Below are 25994 nucleotides of genomic sequence, written 5' to 3'. Positions count from 1 at the left end.
TGCACGGCAGCCACACGAAGGATTCGGAGACCGCACTCGCCCCCCGGTCCGTCTCGCACGGACTCGGCGCGATCATGCGCGACATCGGCTACGTCAGCTTCGGCAAGTACGGGCAGTACCTCATCACGCTGCTGACGCTGCCGCTCATCGCGCGGATACTCGGCGCCGACGGCGTCGGACTACTGGCCATCGGGATGTCGTCGTACTTCATCGGCAGCTTGCTGGTCGACCTGGGGATCACCCCCTTCCTCGCGGCCCGTGTGCACGACATCCGGACCACGCGCGCCGATCTGGGCGAACTGCGCGGCGCCTATCTCGCGATCCGCGCGACGACGCTCGCCGCGCTGGCCGCCATGCTCGTAGCGGGCACAGCAGTGCAGGTGCCTGCCCCGGTGCAGATGATCCTGCTCGGCTTGTTCACCGGGGGTTTCTGGTCGATCTCGGAGGACTGGCTGCTGATCGGCCAGGGCAGATTCGGAACATCGACCGTCTACCAGGGCGCGGGCCGCATCGGGTATCTCGTGCTGCTGATCCTGCTGCTCCCCCGTTTCCCCAGTGCGCCGGTGGTATTGCTGTGCATGTTGGTGTCCTCCGTGCTGACGGTCGCGTTGACCTGGTGGGATTCGGTGCGCACCTTCGGAACTCCGCCCCGGCCGCGCAACGTGCGGGCGGTCTTGCGGATCGGCGGCCCGATCCTCACCTCCCGCGCGCTGGTGTCCAGCTACGGGCAGGGGTCGGTGGCGATTTACGCCGCAGTGCTCGACGCGGTCTCGCTCGGCCTGTACTCGGCGGGCGACCGGCTGGTGCGTGCCATCCAATCCCTGCTCGACCCCATCGGTTTCGCGCTACTGCCGAGGATGGCGCGCCGCAGCACCCAGGGCACGTTCTGGCGCAGCTCGGTGCGGTCCTTGCTGGTGTGCGTTTGCGCCGCGGTGCTCGCGGTGGCCGGGGTGTGGCTGCTCGCCCCGCTGCTCATCCATGTGATCTTCGGCGACCAGTTCACCGGTGCTGTCGCGTTGCTGCGGGTCGAAGTCTTCATCCTGCCCGCCACCACGGTGACCTCCTTCGTGACCACCGCGGTGCTCCCGGTGCGCCAGGACACCGCCGGCGTGCTGATCGGGGCGATTGTCGGCACCTGTGTCGCGCTGATCGCGCTGGGCATCGCGCTGCACACCCGCTCGGTGTGGACGCTCGTCTTCGGCAGCCTCGCCGCGGAAGTCGCCGTCGCGCTGTGGTGCCTGGTCCGCATGCGCTGGCTGGTGCTCCGGGATCGCGCTGCCGCGCTTCGCCCGGCACCCGCTGCCGACCTGATCCTGGACGGTGGGTCGCCGTGAGGATCTTGTTCGTCGGCGACGACTGGGTGGGCAGCAATGCCCGCTCGCTCGCCGAGGGGTTCCGGCAAGCCGGCCACGACGTGATCGTGGTCGACAGCACCGCCGTGACGCTGCCCGCTCGGCTGTCGCCGTCCTGGTGGCACGCCAAAGCCCTCCGGCGGCGGTCGCCGCGGCAGGTCGCCGCCGTGCATCGCGAAATCGACAGGATCGCTGTGGATTTCGAGCCGCAGATGCTGTTCGCCTTCAAGGCGGTCCACCTCGATCAGCAGCGACTGCTCGGCACACCAGCGGCCCTGCACGTCCACTACAGCCCCGATGACATCGCCAACCCGGACAACATCACCGCCGAGTACCTCGCCCATGAGCGCTACTGGGATCTGATCGTCACAACCAAGCGCCACAACGTGAGTGAACTCGGCACACGCGGCGCCCGGCAGGTGCGCCTGGTCCGCAGTGCATACGATCCCGCCTGGCACCATCCGTGCGCACTCCGCGGCACCCGTCGATTCCTGGCCGGATTCATCGGCGCCCGCCGCCCGGACCGCAACGATCTGCTGCTGACGCTGGCCCGCGAACACGGCGGCCGGTTCATGCTCCGCGGACCCGACTGGTGGCGGGTGCCCGCGTTACGCAGCACCGGCGCCTGCGTGGCCGGCCCGGCCTACGGTGAAGACTTCTCGCACGCCGTCGCCACGGTGACCGCGAATCTCGTGCTGCTCAATTCCGCCAATCGCGATACCCACACCTGCCGCACCTTCGAGGTACCCGCGGCGGGCGGGTTGTTCGTCGGCGAACGCAGTACCGAGCACGGCGAATTACTCGACGAAGGCACCGAGTGCTTCCTGTTCTCCAGCCGCGTCGAGCTGCGCGACATCCTGGATCGCTGCGCCCGCGAGCCCGACCGTGTCGCGAAGATCGCCGCGGCCGGACATCGCCGCATCGTCGCGGGCCGCCACCGCTATGTCGATCGCGCGAGGGACATCGTCGATGCACTGGGATGAGACCGCGCGACGGCACGAAAGCACACCGAGATGAGCGCAGCGGCAACGGAAGTACTCATCGCCACGGGCGCGCTGGTGGCGATCGTCGTCGCGGCCTGCTATCGGCGCGGAGTCATCCGCATCGTCCTCATCGTCCAGGCCGCGCACTGGGCCCTGTCCTATGTCGCGCGCCCGGCGGTGCTGCTGCTGACCCATCCGCAGCCCCACTTCGGCGACAATATCCCCGATCCGCGGCTGGCCGAATTCGGTTACGACGACGGCATCGCCGCGGTGCTGCGGCATGTCGTGTTCGGCCTGTGCCTCTACGCCGCGCTGGTCGTCTGCTATGCGATCTGGGCGCGCAATCGGCCCGCCGGCAGACCGCCGACGCCGTACTCCACCCGGGATCCCCACCTCGTGCCCACCCTGTGGGCGCTGTATGTGGTCGGCACTGTCGGCCGTCTCGCCGCGGTCGCCACCGGCGGCACCGGACGCGCCGGGGAACTGGAGAGCCCGAATCCGGTCATCAATCTCGTCACCCTGCTGGCCACGCTCGGCGCCGTCGGTCTCATCGTCTTCCTGCGGCCGCGACACAACCGCATCACCATCCTCGTCATCGGTCTGGTGATGCTCGGGGAACTGCTGTGGACAATGCAGGTCCAGTCCAAGACACCGGTCATCGGCGCGGCACTAGCGGTAGCGGTGCGATTCGCGCTGACCGGCTGGACGCGGCGGAAGGTGCTGGCGGTATGCGCACTCTCGGCGCTCGGCCTTGCCGCGTTCGGCAGGCTCCAGGCATTGAAGGCCACCACGTACGCCGCATCCGAGTCTGCCCTGCCCGATTCCGCCTATCCGGGACCGGTGCGTCCGTTCCTGAGCATATTGCGCCGGTTCGATCTCCTCGAGGGCGCCACCGACGCCTACTACGCGGGACCGGGTTCCTGGCTCTCCCTGGACGAGGTGGTCGTGCACATGCTGCACAGCCTGGTGCCCGCCCAGCTGCTCGGCACGGAGAAATATCGCGCGGGTGCGGCGTGGGCCGAGAACGTGCGCGGCTCCTCGGTCGACATGACAACGGTCCAGGTGTCGCTCGCCGAGGGAAATGTCAACGAGGGCTTCGTTCTCGGCGGATACACCGGGGTCGCTATCGCGGTGACATGGACATTCGTGCTCGTGGTGCTGTGGGCGCGGGCGATGTATTCGCGCAGTCTCGTGGCCGTCGTGCTCGCGCTCGCGGTGATCGAGGTTCCGGTCGCCTATGAGCGCGGCATGCTGGGCAGCGTCGAGATGCTCGGCAAGTATCTGCAGGCCGCGGTGCTCGTCGCGCTCATCTACCTGGCGGTCGGGGAATACCGGAGAAGGACCGAAAGCCGGCCGGCACCAACCCGGCCGACCGCTGTAGGAAAAGCGAGGGCACTACGATGAATTTACGAGATTTCTGGCATATCCTGCGGCGGCGGTGGCTGATCGTGCTCGGCGTGACGGCGCTGTGCCTGGCCGCGTCCTTCGCCTACGCGAGATCGCTTCCCGTCACCTACACCGCGTCGAGCAGCGTGTATGTCTCCATGGCCACCGGCACCTCGGTCAACGACTCCTATCAGGGCGGGCTGGCAGCCCAGCAGCGGGTGCGCTCCTATGTCGACCTCGCGACCAGCGTCACTGTTGCCCAGCGAGTGAAAGATCAACTGGGACTGGCGATGTCGGTCGACGAACTGCGTGACAAGATCACGGCCACCGCACCGCCGGCCACCACACTCATCTTCGTCAGCGTCACCGATTCGAGCGCGGAGGGTGCGCGTGTGCTCGCCGACCAGGTGGTGTCCCAGTTCCGCCGTCTCGTCGCCGAATTGGAGTCGATACAGCGCGACGCCGCACCCGCGGCCCGCGCGGAGGTCGTCGACAAGGCGCAACTGCCCTCGGCCCCGTCGGGGCCGCAGCAGACGCGGCTGCTCGGGCTCGGCCTGCTGGCCGGGCTGGTGCTCGGTGGTGCCGCCGCGGTCTTGCGCGACCGGCTCGACCGGCGGCTGCGCAGCTCCGCCGATGTCGAAGCCGTGGTCGCGGTGCCGGTCCTCGGCATCGTCGACGACGGCAGACCGGGTGAAGCCGGGGAGCTGCGGCGGCTGCGGGCCCGCCTCACCAGAGACGACCGCGATCCGGCAGCAATCGTTCTGGCGAGCCTGTCGCCGCGGTCGCGCCCCGAGGTGGCGATCGGGCTGGCGCGCTCGTTCGCCGACGCCGGACACTCGGTGCTGCTGCTGGACGCCGACACCACCGGACGAGGCAGTTCAACGCGGTTGCTCCCGCCGGAAACCCGACGCGGTCTCGCCGAACTGCTGCGCCACCGTGGCCCGCCTGGCGAGGCGATCGTGTCCTGGCCGGACTCCGGCGTCGATCTCCTCCCGCTCGGCGAGGCCGACGCGCGCACCCCGGATCTGCTCGCCTCCGAGCGGTTCACCGAGATCATGGCCAAGCTCGGCGCCGAATTCGATCACATCGTCGTGGACGCTGCCCCGGTGACCGGGGCCGCCGACGCCATCGCGCTCACCCGCCGCGCCGAGGCGGCGGTCGGCGTGATCGAGCTCGGCACCACCACCGCCACGCAGGTGCGCGGTGCGCTGGCCACCCTCGGGGACGGCGGCACAGGTCTCGACGGCGTCGTGGTGTACTCCGCGGCGGCCCGGCGAGCGCCGAGGTTGTGGAAGAGGCGCTCGAATGACCGATAACCCAGCGGTACCACGCCGGCACATGCTCGCGGCGTCGCTCGGCGCGACCGCGGCGGGCGCGCTGGCGTCGTGTGCCGCGCCCTCGGAGCCGGCACCGCGCTCACCTCGGGTCACCGATGCGCCCGCGGCACGCAACGTCCGTGACTTCGGCGCGGTCGGCGACGGGCACGCCGACGACACCGAGGCCCTGGCCAGGGCCGCCGCGCCCGGCGACGGCCCGCTGGTGTTGTATCTGCCCGCCGGGCACTACCTGGTCACATCGTGGCCGGCGCTGCCCGACTACACCGCGGTACTCGGCGATGGTGGCGATGCCACCACCATCGTCTACGAAGGCGACGGCACGCTCATCGCCTTGACCCGGCGACAGCGCGTGCGGTTCGCGCGCATGGGAATCTTCACCAGCGGCCCCCGCTCGACCGCGGTCGCGCTCTCCGAATGCTTCCGATGCTCGTTCGAATCGGTGGTGCTGCGCGGCAACCATCAGAGCGAGAATCATCCGCGTTACGCCGAACAACGCGGAGTCGTCCTGGACCGCAATACCGGCGGCACGACGTTCATCGACTGCGATATCAACAATTTCGGCTACGGCGTGGTCACCTCGTGCATCCAGAACTACGTGACCGCCTCCAAGTTCGCCGACAACCGCATCGGTGTGCTCGGCACCGGCGGCGACCACAATGCCGGATTGTCCTTGACCAATGTCGAATTCGTCGCCGACAAGGACCCGCGAACCACCGATCGGCATGTGGTCGTCGACGGCGCCGCGAACGACTGGTGGTTCACCAATGTCTGGTTCGAAGGTGCCGATACCGCACTGTCGGTCGGCGCGGCCGGACAGGGCGGGCCCGCGCAGTTCGGGATGGTCAACTGCAAGGTCGCCGCGCGCGCGGTCTGCCTCGACCTCGTGTACTGCCGTCAGCCCTACCTGGCCAATGTCGAGTTCGACGCCGACGACGACACACCCCCGGTCGAGCTACGGATCGATGCGGCCGGCTGCCCCGAGGGCACCGCGGTGAACCTCATCTCGGGTACCCGCGAGGACATCGACCCCGCGGTCTTCCCCGTCGGCTGGAACGTGATCGGACGTGGCACGGGCGCGCGGTTCAGCACGACCGTCGTCGCGCAGGGAGGTGAGGGCGATGGTGATCTCTTCCAAGCCAGGAACCCGCAACGGCAGGTGCTCGCGGCGGTGCTGCCCAGCGGTGCGTGGCTCTCGGAGCGGACGGACGGGGGAATCGTGTTGAAAGACGAACAGGGCACCTACTGGCGGCTATCGGTGGGGACCGACGGCGCCGTGACGACCGCATCGCTGGGTACACAGCGACCACGCCGATGAACCGCCGCCTCAGCGATCTGTCCGCTGTCGAGTTGGGCCCGGTGCGACTGTTCGGCGCGACCGTGGTGTTGCGGCCGCCCCGGGTCGGCGATGCGGCCGCGTGGCGCCGGATCCGGCTGCGTGATCGCCTGCTCATCGAGCCGTTCTGGCATACCAGCGAGCTGGACTGGGCAGCGAGGCATTCCGATGTTCAGTGGGCCCGCGAACTCGTCACCGCCCGCGCCGAGGCGTGTACTGGCCGCCGCCTCGCCTGCGTCATCGAGATCAACGGCAGGCTCGCGGGCCAATGCGATCTGGTCTCGGTCGATCGACGCACCGGCAGCGCCGAATTGAGCATCTGGATCGACGCCACCCTGGCCCGGCACGGATTCGGCGGCCTGGCCGCCTCCCTCGTGCTCGACTTCGGTTTCGACCGGATCGGGCTGGAACGCATCGTGGCACCCGTCGCACCACAGAACGTCGCCGCGGTCCGCGGGGCCGCCGATCTCGGATTCTGCCGCGAGGCACGCATGGCGCAGTACTTCGACGCCGGCGGCGCACGGCGTGACCACGAGCTGTGGGCGCTGACCAGAGCCGACATTCCGCGGCAGGGGTTCACCGGGCAGTGGATCCAGCGCGCGCAGGCCCGTCATCCCGCCCGCCGGGTGCGCACCACCGCGGAGCCACCGTCGTATGACGGCCCCGATGCGATCACGGTTGTCGCTGTGTCTGCGCGATACACGCTGGGACGGCTCCGACGACGTTTCCAGGCCGTCCGTAGCCCCGGCGTCGTGTCGCTGGCGGCGGGTCCGGGAGTCGTGGTGCGCAGCCTGCGGTTATCCGACGGCGCGGCCTGGCGGCGGGCCAGGCGAGACGGCCAGGAGCACTCGCCCACTGCCGCCCGGCCCGCATCGACACCCTCCTACGGCCGATGGGCGTACGAGTGGTGGTGTAGCAGAACCGGTTTGCGTACCAGCCATGGACTGGTGTTCGCGATCGTGCACAACGATTCCTATGCGGGCGAGGCCACGCTGTTCGGTCTGGACATGTTCGACCGCAATGCCTGGATCCACCTCTGGATCGATCCGGACGTCGCCGACCGCGAACTGCGGGTCACCGTCACGCGGCGGCTGCTGGAGTACGGGTTCGAGCAGCTCGGACTGTATCGGATCGCCATGGCCGTCGAGGAAGACGACACCGAATCCGCCGTCGCCACTGCCCGGTCCGGATTGGTGAAGGAAGGAACCATGCGCGCCTATGCCGGCCCACGCGGCAGGCGCGCCGATCACGGCCTATGGGCGGTGACCGTCGGACAGGAGGTAGCCGATGCGCGAGTTCACCCGCAGTAACGCCGCACAGGCGCGACTGCACGATCTGGTGCCGGGCGGCGCACACACCTACGCCCGTGGCCCGGACCAGTATCCGGAGAACATGGCGCCGGTCCTGGTGCGCGGCAATGGCTGTCGGGTATGGGACTGCGACGACAACGAATACGTCGAGTACGGAATGGGGCTACGCTCGGTGACCCTCGGGCACGGCTACCGGCCGGTGGTCGAGGCCGTCTGCCGAACCATCGCGCAGGGGGTGAACTTCACCCGGCCCACCGAGCTGGAACTCCTCGCAGCCGAGGACTTCCTGTCTCTGGTGCCCGGCGCGGACATGGTGAAATTCGCCAAGAACGGCTCCGACGCCACCACCGCGGCGGTGCGGTTGGCGCGCGGTGCCACCGGGCGCGAGGTCGTCGCGGTGTGCGATCAGCCCTTCTTCTCGGTCGACGACTGGTTCATCGGCACGACTGCGATGGACCGCGGCGTTCCCGGCGCACGGACCACGGTGCGATTCCGGTACAACGATCTCGGCTCGCTGGCCGAAGTCCTGGCCGGGCAACCGGTCGCATGCGTCGTCATGGAGGCGGCGACGGCGCTCGCCGAACCGGAGCCGGGATATCTGAAGGGTGTTCGCGCCCTGTGTGATCGGTACGACACGTTGCTGGTCCTCGACGAAATGATCACCGGTTTCCGGTGGGCCGCCGGCGGCGCCCAGGAGGTGTACGGTGTGCGCCCCGACCTGTCGTGCTGGGGTAAGGCGATGGGCAATGGGTTTCCGATCGCGGCGCTCGCGGGCAAGCGGGAGTTCATGGAACTCGGCGGGTTGCGCACCGACCGCGACCGGGTGTTCCTGCTGTCCACGACGCACGGTCCCGAATCCGGTTCGCTCGCCGCCTTCCGCGCCGTGGTCCATGCCTACGCCACCGCCGACCCGGTCGGGAGAATGGAGCGGTCCGGCCACCGCCTGGCCGCGGCGGTGAACGCTGTCGCCGCCGATCTCGGAATCGCCGACCATCTCCGGGTTCTCGGCCGGCCGTCGTGCCTGCTCTACCAGACGGCCGATCTGACCGGCGCACCGTCGCAGGCGTTTCGGACGCTGTTCATCCAGGAGTTGCTGCGCCACGGTGTGCTCGGGCAGTCGCTGGTCGTGTCCGCCGCTCACGATGATGCCGCGATCGACGAGACGGTCGAGGCGTGCCTGCATGCGGCGGTGGTGTACCGCAGGGCACTGGAGCAGGGCAGCGTGGCGGGGCTGCTCGAAGGTCGTCCCGTCGCACCCGCCCTGCGAAGCCGCGCGGCACCTCGCCGGGTCGCCCCGTTCACGGATCGGGCGGACACAGCGGCCGGCGTCCCACGCTCTGCCGTCTAGTCCGGGTCCGGCTTCGCCCGCATCCACCCACCAGCTCGGCCCGCACAAGTAGGTGACCAGGATGACCGATCCCCGAATCGCCATCGTGCACGAGCGATTCACCGAGTACGGCGGGTCCGAGGCAGTGGTCGCCGAGTTCATGCAGACGTGGCCGGACGCGCAGGTGTACGCGCCCATCGTCACACCCGATGGTGCCCGGGCCGTATGTCGTGCCGCCCGGGACCACTCGAGCGACGCCGGTGACGGCCACCAGCGAAGTCCCGTCCACGGCAGTTGGCTCGATCGCGTCTACGCCGCGACCGGTGGCCGCACCCACGCGCCGCTGCTCCCGTTCACGCCGCGGGTTCTGCGTACATTGCCGCTACGCAATGGCTACGACGCTGTGCTCGTCAGTCACCATTCCTTCGCCACCCAGGCGGTTTTCGCGACCGACGCCCCGGTGATCGCCTACGTGCACAGCCCGGCCCGCTGGGCGTGGGACCGCGCGTTCCGTGCCCAGGAATCAGGCGGCCGCGCGGGCCAGGTGGCGTTGGCCGCGCTCGGCAGACTGGCCCGGCACGCGGAGACGCGCGCCGCGCCGCGACTGACCCGGGTCATCGCCAATTCACGCGCGGTCGCCGATCGCGTCCGCGACTGGTGGGGCGTACCCGCGACGGTCATCAACCCACCGGTCCGGCTCGACCGCTTCTCCCCCGCCGACGACGTCTCTCGCGAAGACTTCTTCCTCTTCGCAGGCCGATTGGTTCCCTACAAACGCCCCGACCTCGCCGTCCACGCCGCCAAGCACGCCGGCTGCCGGCTCGTCATCCTCGGCGACGGCCGCGCGCGCCGCCACCTCGCGACCCTCGCAGGCGCCGAAACGACCTTCCTCGGCGCCGCACCCGACGACATTCTGCTCGACATGTATCGCCGCTGCCGGGCACTCGTCATGCCGGGAGTCGAAGACTTCGGCATCGTCCCCGTAGAAGCAATGGCATGCGGCACTCCCGTTCTCGCCCTCGGCGCCGGCGGCGCCCTCGATACCGTCGTCGCGGGAATCACCGGTGAACATCTGGATGTCGGCCCGGATACCGCCGTCATCGCCCGGCTCGCGCGGGCCATGCGCGATTTCGACCCGGCACGCTACGACCCGCCGGCGATCAGAGCCCACGCGATGAACTTCTCCCCCGAGATCTTCCGGGCACGGATATCAGCGGCGGTCACCGCCGCGCATGGTCATCTCCCGTAGGCCGCCAGAAAAACCTCCACCGCCCCGTCCACGGTATCCGGGATCTCTGCCGTCGCATCGAGCATCCGGGCGTTCAGCGGGGCGCCGACGACCAGCCAGGTCAGTTGTTCAGCGGCGGCCGCGGGGTCCGGGACTCGCAGCAGGCCGCGGGCCTCGAGGGTCCGGAGTGTGGCGGCGAGGTCGCCGATGTTCCTGATCCAGCTCTTGTGCAGATAGGTGGCCCCGACCTCGGGCAGGCGGGCCGCCTCGGCGGTGACCAGTCGGCGCATCTCCATCACGGGCGCAGCGAGGATGGCGGCCCGCAGGGTCTGCGCCCAGGTCTGCAACCCGTCGCGGACGTCCTCGGCGGCTTCGAGTCTGTCCAGGGCCGGTCGCACGGCGTCGCGGCCGGCGTCGGCCCACTGCTCGACGACGGCGGCGAACAGGCCGGCCTTCGAGGGATGCTCGCGATAGAGCGAGGCTTTGGAAATTCGTGCCCGCGCGGCGATTTCGTCCATCGTCGACGCCGCGAAACCGCGCTCGAGGAACAGCTCGCGAGCGACGGCCAGCAGTTCGGCGCCGGTCTTGCCCGGCGGCCGGCCACGACGCACACCTCCAGAGTTCATGCCGCCCACTTTAGTACTTGACAGTACTTATACGTCGCCCTAAATTGAGTACTAGACCGTACTAAAGGAGCTGGCCATGGTTGTCATAGGTGTCGTCGTCGCGGCCGTCGTCTCGTTCGTCCTCAGTGCGGTGCTGTACGCGGTACCCCCGGTCGCCGTCCAGGTGGCGAAAACGAGTACCCCACGGCCAGGGGTCGGTGTGCCGGTCCAGATGGCGTTCGTGCTGCTGCGCGGTCTCGTTGCGGCCGCCGTGCTGGCAGCGCTTTTGCTCGCCGGTGATCGGCACGGCGTCGCCGCCGGAGCGGCGCTCGGCGCGATCGTTGCGGTACTTCCGGTCACCATCCTCGCAGGCGCCATCGTGCACGAGAACGTCCCGATCCCGACCGCCCTGGTGCATATGACCGACTGGGTGCTCAAGCTGATCGTCAGTGGTGCCGTGCTCGGCCTGTTCCTCTGAACGTGCGCACCCTACGGCCCGGGTAGTCGCACTGTCACCCGGAGTCCGCCGGCGGGACGCGCTGCGAGAGTGAGGATCCCGCCGTGCGCGCGAACGATACTGTCGACGATGGCGAGGCCGAGGCCGACGCCCGCGTGATGGGTGCGGACGCGTTCGGTACCCCGCTGAAACGGCTCGGCCAGGGTCGAAACCACCTGCGGGGTGAGCGTTTCACCCGTGTTCTCCACCGTGAGCACCACACCGCCACCGTGGACTCCGGTCGTGACCCACACCGCGCCGCGCTCGGGCAGGTTGTGGACGATGGCGTTGTGCACGAGGTTGGTCGTCATCTGCTGCAAAAGCGCAGCCGAACCGTGCGTGGGTGCGATCTCGCCGGAGGTCTCGACGACGACGCCGTGGCGCTCCGCCAGCGGGAGCAAGGTTTCCGCGGCTTGTTCGGCGAGCAGGGACAGGTCCACCGGCTCCCGGGTGAACGAACCTCGGTCGGCCCGGCTGAGCACCAGTAGCGCTTCGGTGAGGTCGATGGCCCTGGCGTTGACGGCGTGCAGGCGGTCGACCAGTTCGCCGGTGTCGGTGTCGCGATCGTTGCGGGCGACGTCGAGGAGGGTCTGGGTGATCGCCAGCGGTGTGCGCAACTCGTGGGAGGCGTTCGCCGCGAATCGTTGCTGTTCCCCGACGTGCGCTTCCAGCCGCGCGAGCATGGTGTCGAAGGCGTCGGCGAGTTCGCGGAACTCGTCACTGCGACCCGGAAGCCGGATGCGGTGCGACAGTGAACCATTCGCGGCCAGGCGGGTCGCGGCCGTGATGTGCGTGAGCGGGGCGAGCATGCGGCCGGCGAGCAACCACCCGCCCAGCAGACCGAACACGAGAAGGAAGACGAGCACCAGAGCCATGAATGGTGCGAAGGCCCGCAGCAGCAGCGAACGGTCGATCCAGAAGTTACCGCTGGCGTTGATCCAACCGGCCGGGAGCAGGTACAGGTAGAACACCAGCACGGCCGCCAGCAGCAGCACACCCGCGAGCATGAGGAAGCCCGCGTAGCTGAGGGTGAGCTTGAGGCGAACACTCAGGCCGGGCGGCCTATCCACGCTCCCCTCCCCCGTTGTCCGGTTGGGTGTCGATGCGATACCCGACACCGGCGACGGTCGCGATGATCCACGGCTCGCCGAGACGTTTACGCAACGCCGAGACGGTGATGCGCACGGCGTTGGTGAACGGGTCCGCGTTCTCATCCCAGGCATGTTCCAGCAACTCTTCGGCACTGACCACACCGCCCTCGGCGGCGACGAGGACCTCGAGCACCGCGAACTGCTTGCGAGTCAGCGCGACGTAGCGGCCGTCGCGGTAGACCTCGCGCCGGAACGGATCCACCCGCAGCCCGGCGATCTCCCGCACGGGCGGCCGGCTGTGGGCGCGCCTGCGGTCCAGAGCCCGCAGGCGCAGCACCAGCTCTCGCAGTTCGAACGGCTTGGTGAGGTAGTCGTCGGCGCCGAGGCCGAACCCGCTCGCCTTGTCGTCGAGCCGGTCGGCGGCGGTGAGCATCAGGATCGGCAGGCCGCTGCCGGAGGCGACGATCCGCCGGGCGATCTCGTCGCCGGAGGGCCCGGGGATGTCACGGTCGAGGACGGCGATGTCGTAGGCGTTGACGCTGAGCAACTCGAGCGCCGTCTCACCGTCACCGGCGATATCGGCGGCGATCGCTTCCAGGCGCAGCCCATCGCGGACGGCTTCGGCCAGATACGGTTCGTCCTCGACGATCAGTACACGCATAGACCCTCGATCTTCCCAGGCCGGGCATATCGTCGGCGTATCCGAAATCGCATACGTGCCGACAACACCACGCTGGCTTCACTGAAGACATGAAGCACAGCGAACCAGCACGAACAGCGCCTCACCGTAGCCGATCCGCCATCCTCGCGGCCTGCATCGTCGTCGGCGCGGCGGTTGCCGGCGGCGTCGGCTGCCAGTCACCGGGCACGCTGTCCTCCTCGGTCGCGGGGGCCATCGATTCCGTTCGAGGCGACCACGATGGTCCGCCCGGTGGCGCGGTGTTCGGTGACGGGGTTCCGTCGGTGTCCGACCTCGACCCCGCCTTGCTCGACGCGCTGCGCCGGGCGTCGGCGGATGCGGCGGGCGAGGGCGTCGAGCTGGTCGTCACCAGCGGCCGCCGTTCCCCGGAGTACCAGGATCAGCTGTTGCGTGAGGCGGTCGCGACGTACGGCTCGGAAGCCGAGGCCGCCCGGTGGGTGGCCACTGCGGACACGTCCGCGCATGTGTCCGGTGAGGCGGTCGACATCGGACCCACCGAGGCGGCGGCCTGGTTGTCGGCGCACGGCGCCGGGTACGGGCTGTGCCAGATCTACCGCAACGAACCGTGGCATTTCGAACTCCGTCCCGACGCCATCGGCGACGGCTGCCCGGCCCAGTTCGCCGACCCCACCGAGGACCCGAGGATGCACCGGTGACCAGCACGCGCGAAGCCTCCACCACCGCCGCGCGGACCGCCTGGCATCCGGCAACGCGGATCGCGTTCCGTTTCTGCGTCCTCTACTTCGGCTTGTTCTGCCTGCTCATCCCCTACATCCACTTCGCGCTGCTCGGCGCCTTCGGCCGCTGGGTTCACGGGCATGCCGGGCTGTGGGCCACCTCCCTCACCGACCCCGTGACCGGTTGGGTCGGCACGACCGTGTTCGGGGTCGACGCGCTGCTGCACAAGGACTCCGGAGCCGGCGACCAGACGGCGATGTGGGTGCTGGTGTTCTGCCTGCTGGTCGCCGCGGCGGTCGGCACCGCGGCATGGACGGCCGTCGATCGCCGCGGCTCGCATCCGCGACTCCTGGCGTGGTTCACGCTGTTTCTGCGGCTGTGCCTGGCCGGGCAGATGCTGTCGTTCGGGCTCGCCAAGCTGATCCCCAACCAGATGCCCGGTCCCGGACTCGCGCAACTGTTGCAGCCGTACGGCAGCTTCAGTCCCATGTCGGTGCTGTGGTTACAGGTCGGCAGCTCGCCTGCCTACGAGATGACTTTGGGCGCAGTGGAAGTCGTCGCCGGGCTGCTGCTGTTCCTGCCGAGGACCGCGGTATTGGGCGCGGTGGTGAGCCTGGCGAGCACGGCGCAGATCCTGGTCCTGAATATGACCTTCGATGTGCCGGAGAAGCTGTTGTCGGCGCATCTGCTGATGATGAGCCTGGTCCTGCTCGCACCGTACCTGCGGCGGCTGTTCGACGTGTTCGTGCGGCAACGCGCCTGCGCGCCGTTGACACCGCCCGCGCTGTTCACCGACGCCAGGAGGAATCGCATCGCGACGTGGATTCAGGTGGCTCTCGCCCTCTGGGTCACGGTGAGCGGCGTGCACGACAACTGGCGCGTCTGGCAGGAACAGTACAGTGCCGCGAGTCCGCGATCTCCGCTGTACGGGATATGGGAGGTGCGGGATTTCGGCCTCGACGGTCAGGCCGTGCCGCCGCTGACGACCGACGAGAACCGTTGGCAGCGAGTGGTTTTCGAAGGACCAGAAGAAGCGACCTACCAGCGGATGAACGGTGATCTGGTACCGGCACACGCCCTCTTCCGCACCGACGGCCTCCTGGAACTCACCGTGCTTTCGATGGACGGGCAGGCCGACTACCGCGCACCATTCGCCACTTTGTCAGCCGAACAGCCCGCCCCGGACCGCCTGATCCTGCGCGGCACACTGCACGACCGTCCGGTCGCGATCACCCTCGACCGCGTCGATCCCGCCACCTTCACCCTGCGCAGCCGCGGATTCCACTGGGTACAGGACTACCCGTACCTCCGCTGAAGGGTTTTCGGCGCGAACCGCCATGCCCGCGCCGGCGAAAGGCGGACTCGGGCACGGCGGTTTCCTGGGCTCAACTGCCCGGGAAGCCCGGCGGCAGCGGCTGGAAGGGGGCGTTGAACTTCGGGCCCGGCGAACCGCCCCGCAGCACATGACTGATCCAGGCCGTGGCCGGTGCCCAGCCGACGCCCGCGTTGACGACGTGCTCGGGGATCGGAACCGTGACGAAGCGCAGGTCGGCGCCGCGTTGCCAGAGGCTGTCGACGGTCGGCAGCACGACCGACGGCGGGATCAGCTCATCCCACACTCCGTGCCACCACAGCACCGGGCTGTCGGGGACGTACTTGCCGAGGCTGTTGTCGCGCAGTACCTCGATGATCTCCGGTGAGCCTTCGAGCGATTTACCGGGCTGGTAGTACGCGCTGATGGGGCGGTACATGCCGGTCGGCGCGATCGTCAGCACGCAACGGCTCGCGATGTCGGCGACGATCTGCTGCCCTTCCGGGGTGAGCAATTCCTCGGGGTCGAACACGTCGGGGTATTCGCGCGACAAACTCGCCAGGCCGAGCCACATGGTGAAGTTGCTGATCCCGGTCAGCCCCGGCTGTTCCTGCGTGGCGTACTTCGCCTGCGCGACCAGGTCACCGGGCGTGCCGCCGATGGCGGTGCCGAGCAGCCGCACATCGGGCGCGTAGCTCTGGCGCAGTTCGGCCGCGCGGATGGACCCCGACCCGCCGCCGGAATACCCGTAGAGGGCGATACCGGAATCGGTGAGCCCCAGGGCCGGATCGTTCTTCATCGCACGCAGGCTGTCGAGGACCATCTTGCCCTCGTCGTAGGTGTTGAAGGTGTTGAATTTGCCGTCGAAGTCGGGCACGTTGATCGCGAATCCCTGCGCCAGCCACCCGGCCAGCAGCGTCGACTCCTTCATGGTGCCGGTTTGCAAGGTGTAGGACGGATTGCACGCGGAGTTCGTCGAATCGATCGCCTCCTGAAAGGAGACCACCGGGCGCGGGCTGCCATGCCACGGAATCCCCGGCACGATGACGGTGGTCGCGGTGACGATCGGATTGTCGTGCACATCGCTGGACCGGTACAGCAGTTGCTTGGTGTAGACCGGGAACGGGATTCCCAGCAGTCGCGTCTGCACTTCCCGGCTGCGCACGATCGCACCCGGGGCATACGAGGCCAGGTTCGGCGGATCGTCGTACCACAGATCTTCGGCCGGTGTCGGGATCGGCAGCATGTCATACAGTTGCGGCTCCGACGGCAACCTCGGCAACTGATTCTGCTCGGGCGGGAAGCTCGGCGGGAACGCCGGATCGGCCGCCGCGACGCCACCACCGGCCCATGCGACACACGCCGCCACCGCCACCGACGCCAGCCGTCGTGTTCTCACCTGAGGTCCTCCGAATCGTCGTTGATTCACCCCGGCCGCCGTCAGCGACCGTGACATCGTGCTGGATCAGCAATGATCCAGTGGAATGAGTTCACAGCACGGCGGCGCCGGGCGCCATTGACATGATGCAGAGCGGTGCCCCCGAATTTTGTGCATGTGCACAAGAGCGTCGCGTGAATATCAAGCCCGCCTGTCTACGGGCGAGATCGGCGGCAGGCGGAAGCCGATGCCGGCGCCGGGCCCGGATTCCGCGAAGACGGTGCCGTGGTGGGCGGTGATGATGTCGTCGACGATGGCCAGGCCGAGGCCGGATCCGGGGATGGCCTGGGTGCCCTCGGCGCGGTAGAACCGGTCGAAGATGGCGGTGGTCTCGGACGGGTCGATACCGGGCCCCTGGTCGTGTACCGCGAGTTCGGTGCCGTGAATGCGCACCGCGATCGGCGTGCCGGCCGGACTGAATTTGATCGCATTGCCGATCAGGTTGTCCACGCAGCGGGCCAGTGCCTTGGGGCGCACACATACCGGGGCCGGGTCATCGGCGGTGACGGTGATGGTGCGGCCACCGCGGTGCCGGAATCGTTCGGCGCAGTCCTCGGCCAGTGCCGGTAGGTCGAGCCGCACCGCTTCTTCGGCGGTGTGCTGGTCGGTGGCGAGTTCGACGAGCTCGGCGACCAGGGCATCCAGGGCGACCGACTCTTGGACCAGCGTGTCGAGCACCGTGGCCTCGTCGGCGGGATCGAGCCTGCCCTTGGCCCGCTGGAGCAGTTCGGCGCTGGCACGGATGGAGGTCAACGGTGTCCGCAGCTCATGGCCGGCATCGTGCACCAGCCGCTGCTGCTGCGCACGGGAGCGCCGCAACGCACCGAGCATGGTGTCGAAACTGGCGGTGAGCCTGCCTATTTCGTCGCGGCCGGCCTCCGGCAGTGGCACCGCGAGGTCACCGGAACCGCTGATGTGCTCGGTGGCGGCGAGCAGCCGCCGGACCGGACGCAGGATCCTTCCGATCGCCAGCCAGCTCAGGACGGCCGAGACCGCCACCGCGACCGCCGTGATGAGCACCGTGCGCCAACGGAATTCGTTGTCGACCAGTTCCGGGCCGTCGACACGCTGGCCCACCATGACCGCACCACCACCGGGCCTTGGTTTGGTCAGGATCTCGTACGTGGCGCCGCCGATCTCGGCGTCGTGTGTGGTGGTCCCCGTCGCGGTGCGGGCGACGACGCGATCGGCGTCGGTCACCGGCAGTTCGGGACGACGAGGAACCAGCGCGCTGACGGTGCCGTCGGGAAGCAGCAGCTGTTCGGTCGTGTCCGGCCGTTCCGGCAACCTCGCGGGCAGCACCGCGATCACGGCATCGGCGCGGTCGTTGAGACTGCGATCGAATTGGTCGTCGACCAGCTCGACGACGCCGGGATAGGACAGCATCAGCGTGGCAGCGATTGCGGCGACGACAGCGCCGACGACGAGCACGGTGAGCCGGGTGCGCAGCATCATGCGGGCCGGATCGTGTAGCCGACATTGCGGACGGTCTGGATCAGCCGCGGTTCCCCGCCTTCTTCGGTCTTGCGCCGCAGATAGCCGATGTAGACATCGAGCGAGCGGGAGTCGGTGTCGAAGTCGAAACCCCAGATGTGTTCGTAGATCTGGCCGCGGGTCAGCACGATCGGGGTGTTGCGCATCAGCAGCTCCAGCACGTCGAACTCGGTTCTGGTGAGCTCGATCTCCCGCAGGCCGCGGTAGACCTCGCGGGTCTGCGGGTTCAGGGTCAAGTCGGCGACCGACAGCTCCGTGGTTTCTTCGTCGAACGTGCTGCGCCGGAGCAACGCCCGCAACCTGGCCAGCAGTTCGTCGATCGCGAACGGCTTGGCCAGGTAGTCGTCGGCGCCGGCGTCCAGACCGGCGACCCGGTCTCCGACTTGATGGCGCGCGGTGAGCACCAGGATCGGCAAGCGGTCGCCGCGCCTGCGCAGCATCCGGCACAGCGACAGCCCGTCCAGCTCCGGCATGACGACGTCGACCACGGCCAGATCCGGCCTGCTCCGCTCCAGTAGCTCGAGGGCCTGGCGTCCGTCGGCGGCCAGGTGAACCCGGTAGCCCTCGAACCGCAGCAGCTGGTCCAGAGTGCTGCGCACATGCGGATCGTCTTCGACGACCAGCACCGACGCCATCGAGTTCGTAGTGGTCACGGTGCCATTGTGGCGGGGCAACCACAGGCACCCGACGCGGGCCGAGCGGTTCGTGATCGCCGTTACCCGAGCCGAGATCGACCGCCGAATCGTCCACCCGCCGCCCGCCGGCCCGGCCCGGCACCGCGACGCGATCCGGCACCGGCCCGCGAATTCTTACGTGGTTCTTGCGTGCGGTTTGCACTGCCTTGCCCGGCGCTACGCACGATCGTCGTCGACCTCGCGTTCGGCGCGAAAGTATTCACCAGAACAGGATTTCCCACCATGAAGAAAGCCCCGCGGGCCGCGCTCGTCGCGGCACTTGCCGCGCTGGCCGTCGTACCGCTGATTACCGCATGCGACGCCACACGGGCGGCGCAGTCACCCGATTGGTGCCCCACCGTTCCCGGCCACCAGGTCGAATGCGGCATCGAGCAGCGGCCTCTGGTCGCCGACGACCCACAGCTGGGCTCGGTGGACGTGAGCTACGCGCTGATCCGGCGCAACAACCTCGACGCACCCGCCGTCGGCACAGTCGCGCCCAACCCGGGCGGGCCCGGGGTCCCGCTCATCGCACACGCCGCCCAAGCCACCCAGCTGGCTTCCGCTCTGCTCGACGACCACGATCTGCTGCTGATCGATCCGCGCGGCACCGGCCAGTCCAGCCCGCTCGACTGCGGCGCCGACGAACGAGAATTCGAACTCGGCACCCGCGAACAGCAGAGACAGGTCGTCGCCCGCTGCGGTGAGCGGCTCGGCCCCCGCGCGGCCGGCTACACCTCGGCCGCGACCGCCGACGATATCGACGCGGTGCGCGAACGGCTCGGCATCCCCCGGCTGGTGCTCTACGGCATCTCCTACGGCACCTTCCTGATGCCCGTCTACGCCGAACGCCACCCCGACCACGTCCAATCCATGGTCCTGACCGGCGCATTCCTCCCCGACTTCGACCTGCTGAACCGACCGAACGCCGACGCGGTCTCGCTGGCCCTGCACCGCATCTGCGAACGCAGCGGCGCCTGCGATGGCGCGACCGCGGTCGCCGACCTGCGCACCGTCGCCCGGCGATTGGCCGCCCAGCCGCTCGAGATCGGCGGCGCGAACCCGATGCTGCTCACCGAGGCCAAACTCGCCACCCTCATCTTCGAGGTCGCCACCAGCAACGTCGGCGCCGACCCCAGCGCACCCACCCCGCTCGGCAGCCTGCCCGCGGCGCTGCACGCTGCCGCGGCCGGCGACGACACCGGTCTGCGGCATTTCGCCGAACACGCGGTCGGTGCACCGCCCACCGAGAACATCGACCTCTACATGACCGTCGCCTGCAACGACTACCCCACCGTCTGGTCCCGTGCGGCGACGGTGACCGAGCGAGAGCGGCAGTACCGGCGAGCACTCGACGCCGCCGAACCCTCCGCCAGCGCGTTCAGTCTCGCGGGATTCAACGCCGCGGTGCGCGACGGCGGCGACGCGTGCATCCGGTGGCCCAACATCACTGCGGCGCACCCGGCGCGGCCGAGTGGTGCGCTGCCGAATGTCCCGGTGCTCGTCCTGTCGGGCGACCTCGACGCCATCACCCCGGACGCACACGGCGAGCAGGTCGCGGCCCGGTTCGCCGACGCCACATTCCTCTCCGTGCCGAACACCGGCCACGTCCCCGACCTCGAACCCAGCGGCTGCGTCACCGGGATCGTCGACCGATTCATCCGTACCGGCACCACCGGCCCGACCACCTGCGTCGAATCCATTCCGCCGATCGCCGTGGATCCGGTCATCCGCTGACCCTGCACGTGCCCGGCCCGGACCCCTTGACTCTGTGACCCACCACACGTATTTTCATCTGAAATCATTTCATATGAAATCAATGGTGGTGGTCATGGCCAATGTCGGTCTGCTGTACGTCGGAGCCGTTCTCCTGGTCAACGGGCTCATGCTGCTCGGGGTCGTCCCGCCGCGCTCGGCTGCCCTGCTCAATCTGTTCGTCGGGGCGTTGCAGTGCGTCGTGCCGACGGTCATGCTCGCGCAGTCGGCCGGTGACCCGGCGACGATCCTGGCCGCGTCCGGTGTGTACCTGTTCGGTTTCACCTATCTCTACGTCGGCATCAGCACTCTCGCCGGATGTGAGCCACAGGGAATCGGCTGGTTCTCCGCCTTCGTCGCCGCCGCGGCCCTCGTCTACGCCTGGATCTCCTTCGGGCGGATGGCGGATCCGGTCTTCGGCGTCATCTGGATCGCCTGGGCAGTGCTGTGGGGCTTGTTCTTCCTGGTCCTCGGCCTGGGCATGGATGGACTGACGCGGTTCACCGGCTGGGCCGTCGTACTGCTGAGCCAGCCGACGTGCACCGTTCCCGCACTGCTGGCGCTGACCGGCAACTACCACCCCACGGCCGGCATGGCGGCGGTCTGGGCCGCCGGAGTCGTCGCGGCGCTCGGCGCTTCCTGGTTGCTCGCCGGCCGCTACCGCCTCGCGACCACGAATGTTCCCGCGGCTCCCTGAACCGCACCAACCGCCCGACACGGGTCCGATAAAGGAGAAACCGAATGCGACACGGCGATATTTCATCCAGCCCCGACACCGTCGGGGTGGCGGTGGTCAATTACAAGATGCCGCGACTGCACACCGAAGCCGAGGTCGTCGCCAACGCGCGCAAGATCGCGGAGATGCTGGTCGGGATGAAAACCGGTTTGCCCGGAATGGATCTGGTGATCTTCCCGGAGTACTCGACCCAGGGAATCATGTACGACGAACAGGAGATGTACGCGACCGCCGCGACCGTGCCGGGCGAGGAGACCGAGATCTTCTCGGCCGCATGCCGGCAGGCCGGTGTGTGGGGCGTCTTCTCGATCACCGGCGAGCAGCACGAGGATCACCCGAACAAGCCGCCCTACAACACGCTGGTCCTGATCAACGATCGCGGCGAGATCGTGCAGAAGTATCGAAAGATCCTGCCGTGGTGCCCGATCGAGGGGTGGTATCCGGGCGACACCACCTATGTCACCGAGGGGCCCAAAGGCCTGAAGGTGTCGCTGATCATCTGCGATGACGGCAACTATCCGGAGATCTGGCGCGACTGCGCGATGAAGGGCGCGGAGTTGATCGTGCGCTGCCAGGGCTACATGTATCCGGCCAAAGATCAGCAGGTGCTCATGGCCAAAGCCATGGCCTGGGCCAACAATTGCTATGTCGCCGTGGCGAATGCCGCCGGGTTCGACGGCGTGTACTCCTACTTCGGGCATTCGGCGATCATCGGGTTCGATGGGCGCACCCTCGGCGAAACCGGTGAGGAGGAATACGGAATCCAGTACGCCCAGCTGTCGGTCGCCGCGATTCGCGACGCGCGGGCGAACGACCAATCCCAGAACCACCTGTTCAAACTGTTGCACCGCGGCTACTCCGGTGTGCACGCCGCCGGCGACGGCGATCGCGGGGTCGCCGACTGCCCCTTCGAGTTCTACAAGCTGTGGGTGACCGATGCGGTCAAGGCCCAGCAACAGGTCGAGGAGTTGACCCGCGACACCGTCGGGGTCGCCGAGTGCCGGGTCGGTGCGCTACCCGTCGAGCAGACCACCGAGGCCTAGGAGGCACCATGCCGTTCCTGACCGACATGCTCCAGGACCAGAACCGGGCGCCCGCCGCGCCGGCGCGCCCCGATTCGGCCACCGGATTCGATCGGCAGGCGCTGGCAGCTCGACTCGGCGAATCCGTCCTCGGACAAGCCGACGCCATCGACGCCGTCGTGCGCGCGGTAACCCTCGCGCACGTCGGCGCCACGGACCCGCACGGCCCGTTGGCCAGCGTGCTGCTCGCGGGCCCCACCGGTGTCGGCAAAACCGAACTGGTCCGCCGGCTGGCCGCCGAATTGCGCAGCGGCCCGGACGATTTGTGCCGAGTCGATATGAATGCGTTGGCGCAGGAGCACTACGCCGCGTCGTTCAGCGGCGCACCGCCCGGATATGCCGGCAGCAAGGAGTCGCTGACCCTGTTCGACCGGGACACTGTCGAAGGCACGACCTATCGGCCGGGCATCGTGCTGTTCGATGAGATCGAGAAGGCCGACGTCACCGTGCTGCGGGCGCTGCTGCATGTGCTCGACACCGGGGAGCTGCGCTTGGCGAACGGCAAGGAACGCATCTCCTTTCGCAATTGCTATGTCTTCATGACCTCGAATCTCGGCTCCGCTCAGTGGGTGCACCGGCGGACCCGCCGATGGTGGCCTTCGATGCCGCGTGTGCGCGCCGATAACGGCGCGCGGCAGCGAGAGCTCACACTCGAGGCGGTGCAGCGGTTCCTCGATCCGGAGTTCTTCAACCGGATCGACGAAATCGTCGTGTTGAATCCGATCACCGCCGACACCGCGCGTCGCATCGCGCGGCTGGAAATCGACCGGCTCGCCGCCCGGCTCCGGCGCCGCGGCGTGCATCTCACCTGTGCGGATTCGGTGATCGACATGCTGGCCGTGGAAGGGTTCGATGCCCAGTACGGTGCTCGATCCATGCGGCGGCGGATACGATGCCGGGTCGCTGCCCCGATCGCCGATGCGATCGTGCACCATCGCACGGGCGGCGAACCGCTGAGCTTGTCGGCGGCCGTTCGCGATGGCCGCGTTCTGGTCTATCGCATCGACGAGGTCGACTGAGCCGCGGCGCTACCCACCGTCCGCGGATCGGCGTGCCCTGCTCCGAGTGGTCGAGGCACGCCGATCAGAGGCAGGTCACGATGTCGAAATCGAATCCGTTCGCCACTGCCAGGTGTATGCGCTGACGGGCCTCGTTCCCGAGGAACTCGACCGTCCCCCGCGGACCCTCGTAGGCGATTCCGTGCGGTACGGCCCCCAGGTCGTCGAGCCGTCCCGCCCGCCGGGCCATCGCGGCCAGCAATTGCCCTCCCTCATAACAGGATTCGGCGGCCGCACCGATGGCGGGAGCGACCGGACCGTGCAATCCGGTGTATCCGCGCACCAATTCCATCGCATTGCCGTCGGTCAGTGAACGAAAGTACCCAGAGGCCACCACAAGTCCGCGAGTCGCGTCCGCGCCACTGGCCAGCAGCATGTTCTCGTCCATCAGCGGACTGAACCGCAGAATCGAGTCCTGGAGTCCACGTCGCGCGAACGCTCGATTGAATTGCACAGCGTCCTGACCGACCAGCAGCATGAGCACCGACTCACAGCCCGAACGCGCGACCCGCTCGACCACGGTGCGCATATTGCCGCCGCCGAGCTTCACGAACGCGCCTCCGACGAGATCCAGCCCGAGTTCGCCCGCGAATCGCCGGACCGCACTCAGCGATTGCTTCGGCCACACATAATCGTCGCCGACGACGAACCACTTGCGTGTCCCGGTATTGTCACGCAACCACCGCAGCGCCGGCGCGATCTGCTGACGCGGCGTCTCACCACAGCAGTACACGCCCGGCCGGTTCTCCCCGCCCTCATACAGTGAGCTGTACGCATAGGGAATCCGCCCGGCCAGCACCGGAGCCAGCGCATTGCGCACCGATGAAATGTGCCATCCGCTCACCGCATCGATCTGGCCGGCATCGGCCAGCCGGGCGACCTCCGCCGCGACCCGCGCCGGCGGCGCACCACCGTCGACGATCTCGAGCACCACCTCGCGGCCGAGTACGCCTCCGACCACGTTCAGATCATGGGCGAGCAGTTCGCCGACCGCCTCACAGGAAGCACCGAACAACCCCGCGGGGCCTTGTAAGGGAATCACCAGGGCCAGCCGCCAGACATCGGCGCGGGCACGCCTGAGCACCGGATTGCCGTTCATCGACTACTCCGGCGGGCCGACAGGCGTAAGGTCACGACCGACGCTGATATCATTTCAGGTGAAAGTATTCAGGTCGATCGACCCGCCCGCAACGGTTCGAGAGGATTCGATGGAGCACAACGTCGCAACGTCCGGCAGCGATCGTTCGCTGACCAGGCTGCTCCTCACCACCGCCCGCGAGCTGACCGCCGCCATCGAAGGCCACCTCTCCGACACCGGCCTCGGCATCGATGACTGGCTGGTCATCGCCACATTGGCGACCGCACCCGAACTCACGATGACCGAATTGCGCGCCAGAACCCACATCTCCGCGCCCACGCTTTCGCGCGTCACCGACCGCTTGGTGTCGAGGGCGCTGGTCTTCCGTGAGGTCGACGCGGCCGACCGTCGGCGCGTCCGCCTGCACCTCAGCAAACGCGGGACCGAGCTGTATCGGAAGCTCAATCCCGTGATCCAGGCCGCCGAACAGGACTGGACCATCGAGAACGAAGACAACCTCCTGGTCATCGGCGATGCCGGGCGGAGACAGCGAGCCTAATCCAGGCGCGCGCTCCTCCGCTCGCGGTCCGACAATTTGGCGTCGTGCGCCGCGTCCGACGGAATTGGTCAGGGCAGCACTCCCAGCGCGTTCGCATCGAGCTCCTCGACCACGCGATCATGGGCAGACTGATCATGCCGCCGGTCGGTTGTTGTGCCTCGGCATCGACTCGAGCGTCAATTCGTGGACCGACAACTATTCCAACACCAGCGATTCCGTCCCCGACAACGCCTCACCTGAGGTGTCCTTGAGCGCGACGCCGGAGCGGCCGAGGGCGCGGGCGCCCGCGACCAGGCCCGCGGTGATGGTCGCGGCGCGGCGGTAGCCGAGTCCTTCGGGCGGGTGGATGTTGGAGACGCAGTTGCGGTCGGCGTCGGTGCGGCCGGGCGTGGGCAGGTGGGTGAGGTAGATGCCGAGGCTGTCGGCGACCGAGAGGCCGGGGCGTTCACCGATGAGCATGATCAGGGTGCGCACGCCGAGGGCGGCGCCGATGTGGTCGCCCAGCGCGACGCGGGCCTGCACGGCCAGCACCGGCGGAGCCAGGCTGTAGTGCGGGCGCAGCTGCTCGACCAGCGCTTCCAGCAGGCCTGGGCCGTGTGCGTCGAGGGCGCGCGGGGACAGGCCGTCGGCCAGCACGATGCCGATATCGGCACCGGTGTGCGACAGCGGCGACAGGTCGGCGGGGGTGCGGCCGAGATCGGGGCGGCGCAGGTACTCGCCGCGGTCGCTCGCCTTGCTACGCACGACGGCCGGGGTGCCGAGGCCGAGGCCCGCGATCCGCTCGGCGAATCCGGCGGCGTCGAACGGCAGGTGCACGGCGTCACGGGCGGCGGCGTGCGCGGCACGGAATTCCAGCACCCGCTGGGTCGGCAGCGCGTCGCCGGCGCGGCCGAGCCCGATCCTGGCCTGGGTGGTGCGGCGCAACGGCGCCCACACGTCGTGCGGGGAATCGGCGGCGTTGTCGATGTCCACGAGAGATCCT

Annotated in this window: 24 protein-coding genes; 16 read left to right on the top strand and 8 right to left on the bottom strand. The window is 68.5% G+C overall.

The features are described from left to right. Positions 1-74: 74 nt before the first annotated feature. From FEK34_RS18235 to FEK34_RS18200, 8 genes are all read left to right on the top strand, one after another. Positions 75-1334, top strand: a complete 1260-nt coding sequence (locus FEK34_RS18235) for a lipopolysaccharide biosynthesis protein (protein WP_138449171.1) — start codon at positions 75-77, stop codon at positions 1332-1334. Beyond that, positions 1331-2335, top strand: coding sequence for a CgeB family protein (locus tag FEK34_RS18230; protein WP_138449031.1), 1005 nt, complete (start codon positions 1331-1333; stop codon positions 2333-2335). The genes FEK34_RS18235 and FEK34_RS18230 overlap by 4 nt, the downstream gene beginning before the upstream one ends. A gap of 30 nt (positions 2336-2365) precedes the next feature. Beyond that, on the top strand, positions 2366-3739 hold the full coding sequence (locus FEK34_RS18225) for a hypothetical protein (protein WP_138449029.1): 1374 nt from the start codon (positions 2366-2368) through the stop codon (positions 3737-3739). Continuing rightward, on the top strand, positions 3736-5037 hold the full coding sequence (locus FEK34_RS18220; RefSeq protein ID WP_138449027.1) for a polysaccharide biosynthesis tyrosine autokinase: 1302 nt from the start codon (positions 3736-3738) through the stop codon (positions 5035-5037). Before FEK34_RS18225 ends, FEK34_RS18220 begins: the two co-directional genes overlap by 4 nt. Further along, a complete protein-coding gene (locus tag FEK34_RS18215) occupies positions 5027-6373 on the top strand; it encodes a glycosyl hydrolase family 28-related protein (RefSeq protein ID WP_138449025.1) in 1347 nt (448 codons plus the stop codon). Before FEK34_RS18220 ends, FEK34_RS18215 begins: the two co-directional genes overlap by 11 nt. Further along, the gene (locus FEK34_RS18210) at positions 6370-7701 is read left to right on the top strand and encodes a GNAT family N-acetyltransferase (protein ID WP_138449023.1); all 1332 of its coding nucleotides are present in this window, start codon (positions 6370-6372) and stop codon (positions 7699-7701) included. Before FEK34_RS18215 ends, FEK34_RS18210 begins: the two co-directional genes overlap by 4 nt. Then, positions 7679-9049, top strand: coding sequence for a glutamate-1-semialdehyde 2,1-aminomutase (locus FEK34_RS18205; protein WP_138449021.1), 1371 nt, complete (start codon positions 7679-7681; stop codon positions 9047-9049). The genes FEK34_RS18210 and FEK34_RS18205 overlap by 23 nt, the downstream gene beginning before the upstream one ends. Positions 9050-9110: 61 nt before the next feature. Next, entirely contained in the window at positions 9111-10277 is a 1167-nt protein-coding gene (locus FEK34_RS18200) for a glycosyltransferase (RefSeq protein WP_138449019.1), read from the top strand. Here FEK34_RS18200 and FEK34_RS18195 read toward each other — a convergent pair. Next, positions 10265-10882 carry a TetR/AcrR family transcriptional regulator gene (locus tag FEK34_RS18195; RefSeq protein WP_138449018.1) on the bottom strand — a complete coding sequence of 206 codons (618 nt, stop codon included), beginning with the start codon at positions 10880-10882 and terminating at the stop codon, positions 10265-10267. The genes FEK34_RS18200 and FEK34_RS18195 overlap by 13 nt on opposite strands. Before the next feature lie 76 nt (positions 10883-10958). On the opposite strand from FEK34_RS18195, the gene FEK34_RS18190 reads away from it, so the two are divergent. Further along, positions 10959-11339: a DUF1761 family protein gene (locus FEK34_RS18190; RefSeq protein WP_138449016.1), complete on the top strand. Its 381-nt coding sequence runs from the start codon at positions 10959-10961 to the stop codon at positions 11337-11339. 11 nt (positions 11340-11350) lie between these two features. Here FEK34_RS18190 and FEK34_RS18185 read toward each other — a convergent pair whose 3' ends face one another. Then, positions 11351-12427: a sensor histidine kinase gene (locus FEK34_RS18185; RefSeq protein WP_212748778.1), complete on the bottom strand. Its 1077-nt coding sequence runs from the start codon at positions 12425-12427 to the stop codon at positions 11351-11353. After that, on the bottom strand, positions 12420-13109 hold the full coding sequence (locus FEK34_RS18180) for a response regulator transcription factor (RefSeq protein WP_138449014.1): 690 nt from the start codon (positions 13107-13109) through the stop codon (positions 12420-12422). The genes FEK34_RS18185 and FEK34_RS18180 overlap by 8 nt, the downstream gene beginning before the upstream one ends. An 89-nt stretch (positions 13110-13198) precedes the next feature. On the opposite strand from FEK34_RS18180, the gene FEK34_RS18175 reads away from it, so the two are divergent. Beyond that, on the top strand, positions 13199-13804 hold the full coding sequence (locus FEK34_RS18175; RefSeq protein ID WP_138449012.1) for a M15 family metallopeptidase: 606 nt from the start codon (positions 13199-13201) through the stop codon (positions 13802-13804). Beyond that, positions 13801-15141 carry a DoxX family protein gene (locus FEK34_RS18170; protein ID WP_138449010.1) on the top strand — a complete coding sequence of 447 codons (1341 nt, stop codon included), beginning with the start codon at positions 13801-13803 and terminating at the stop codon, positions 15139-15141. Before FEK34_RS18175 ends, FEK34_RS18170 begins: the two co-directional genes overlap by 4 nt. Positions 15142-15211: 70 nt before the next feature. Here FEK34_RS18170 and FEK34_RS18165 read toward each other — a convergent pair whose 3' ends face one another. The 3 genes from FEK34_RS18165 to FEK34_RS18155 form a co-directional block, all read right to left on the bottom strand. Further along, complete coding sequence (locus FEK34_RS18165) at positions 15212-16537, bottom strand: lipase family protein (protein WP_432760961.1); 1326 nt, start codon at positions 16535-16537, stop codon at positions 15212-15214. A gap of 180 nt (positions 16538-16717) precedes the next feature. After that, a complete protein-coding gene (locus tag FEK34_RS18160) occupies positions 16718-18031 on the bottom strand; it encodes a HAMP domain-containing sensor histidine kinase (RefSeq protein WP_138449007.1) in 1314 nt (437 codons plus the stop codon). Further along, positions 18028-18705 (bottom strand): response regulator transcription factor, encoded by a 678-nt coding sequence (locus FEK34_RS18155; protein ID WP_138449167.1) that lies wholly within the window; start codon positions 18703-18705, stop codon positions 18028-18030. Before FEK34_RS18155 ends, FEK34_RS18160 begins: the two co-directional genes overlap by 4 nt. A 282-nt stretch (positions 18706-18987) precedes the next feature. Here FEK34_RS18155 and FEK34_RS18150 point away from each other — a divergent pair, with 282 nt between their 5' ends. From FEK34_RS18150 to FEK34_RS18135, 4 genes are all read left to right on the top strand, one after another. Then, positions 18988-20481: an alpha/beta fold hydrolase gene (locus FEK34_RS18150; protein ID WP_138449005.1), complete on the top strand. Its 1494-nt coding sequence runs from the start codon at positions 18988-18990 to the stop codon at positions 20479-20481. Between the two features lie 94 nt (positions 20482-20575). Continuing rightward, on the top strand, positions 20576-21196 hold the full coding sequence (locus FEK34_RS18145) for an AmiS/UreI family transporter (protein ID WP_138449003.1): 621 nt from the start codon (positions 20576-20578) through the stop codon (positions 21194-21196). 44 nt (positions 21197-21240) lie between these two features. Next, positions 21241-22278 (top strand): aliphatic amidase, encoded by a 1038-nt coding sequence (locus FEK34_RS18140; protein ID WP_138449001.1) that lies wholly within the window; start codon positions 21241-21243, stop codon positions 22276-22278. An 8-nt stretch (positions 22279-22286) separates the two neighbouring features. After that, positions 22287-23336, top strand: a complete 1050-nt coding sequence (locus FEK34_RS18135; protein ID WP_138448999.1) for an AAA family ATPase — start codon at positions 22287-22289, stop codon at positions 23334-23336. A gap of 64 nt (positions 23337-23400) precedes the next feature. Here the strand turns inward: FEK34_RS18135 and FEK34_RS18130 are convergent, their stop codons facing one another. Next, on the bottom strand, positions 23401-24474 hold the full coding sequence (locus FEK34_RS18130) for a substrate-binding domain-containing protein (RefSeq protein ID WP_138448997.1): 1074 nt from the start codon (positions 24472-24474) through the stop codon (positions 23401-23403). A gap of 109 nt (positions 24475-24583) precedes the next feature. Here FEK34_RS18130 and FEK34_RS18125 point away from each other — a divergent pair, with 109 nt between their 5' ends. Then, complete coding sequence (locus FEK34_RS18125) at positions 24584-25012, top strand: MarR family winged helix-turn-helix transcriptional regulator (RefSeq protein ID WP_138448995.1); 429 nt, start codon at positions 24584-24586, stop codon at positions 25010-25012. Between the two features lie 195 nt (positions 25013-25207). Here FEK34_RS18125 and eutC read toward each other — a convergent pair whose 3' ends face one another. After that, positions 25208-25984: an ethanolamine ammonia-lyase subunit EutC gene (gene eutC / locus FEK34_RS18120; protein ID WP_138448993.1), complete on the bottom strand. Its 777-nt coding sequence runs from the start codon at positions 25982-25984 to the stop codon at positions 25208-25210. Positions 25985-25994: the final 10 nt, after the last annotated feature.

Origin of the sequence: Nocardia cyriacigeorgica (assembly GCF_005863245.1) — a bacterium.
GTDB classification, from domain to species: domain Bacteria; phylum Actinomycetota; class Actinomycetes; order Mycobacteriales; family Mycobacteriaceae; genus Nocardia; species Nocardia cyriacigeorgica_C.
Note: the sequence above shows the minus strand (reverse complement) of the source record. Positions and strands in the feature narration are given on the sequence as shown.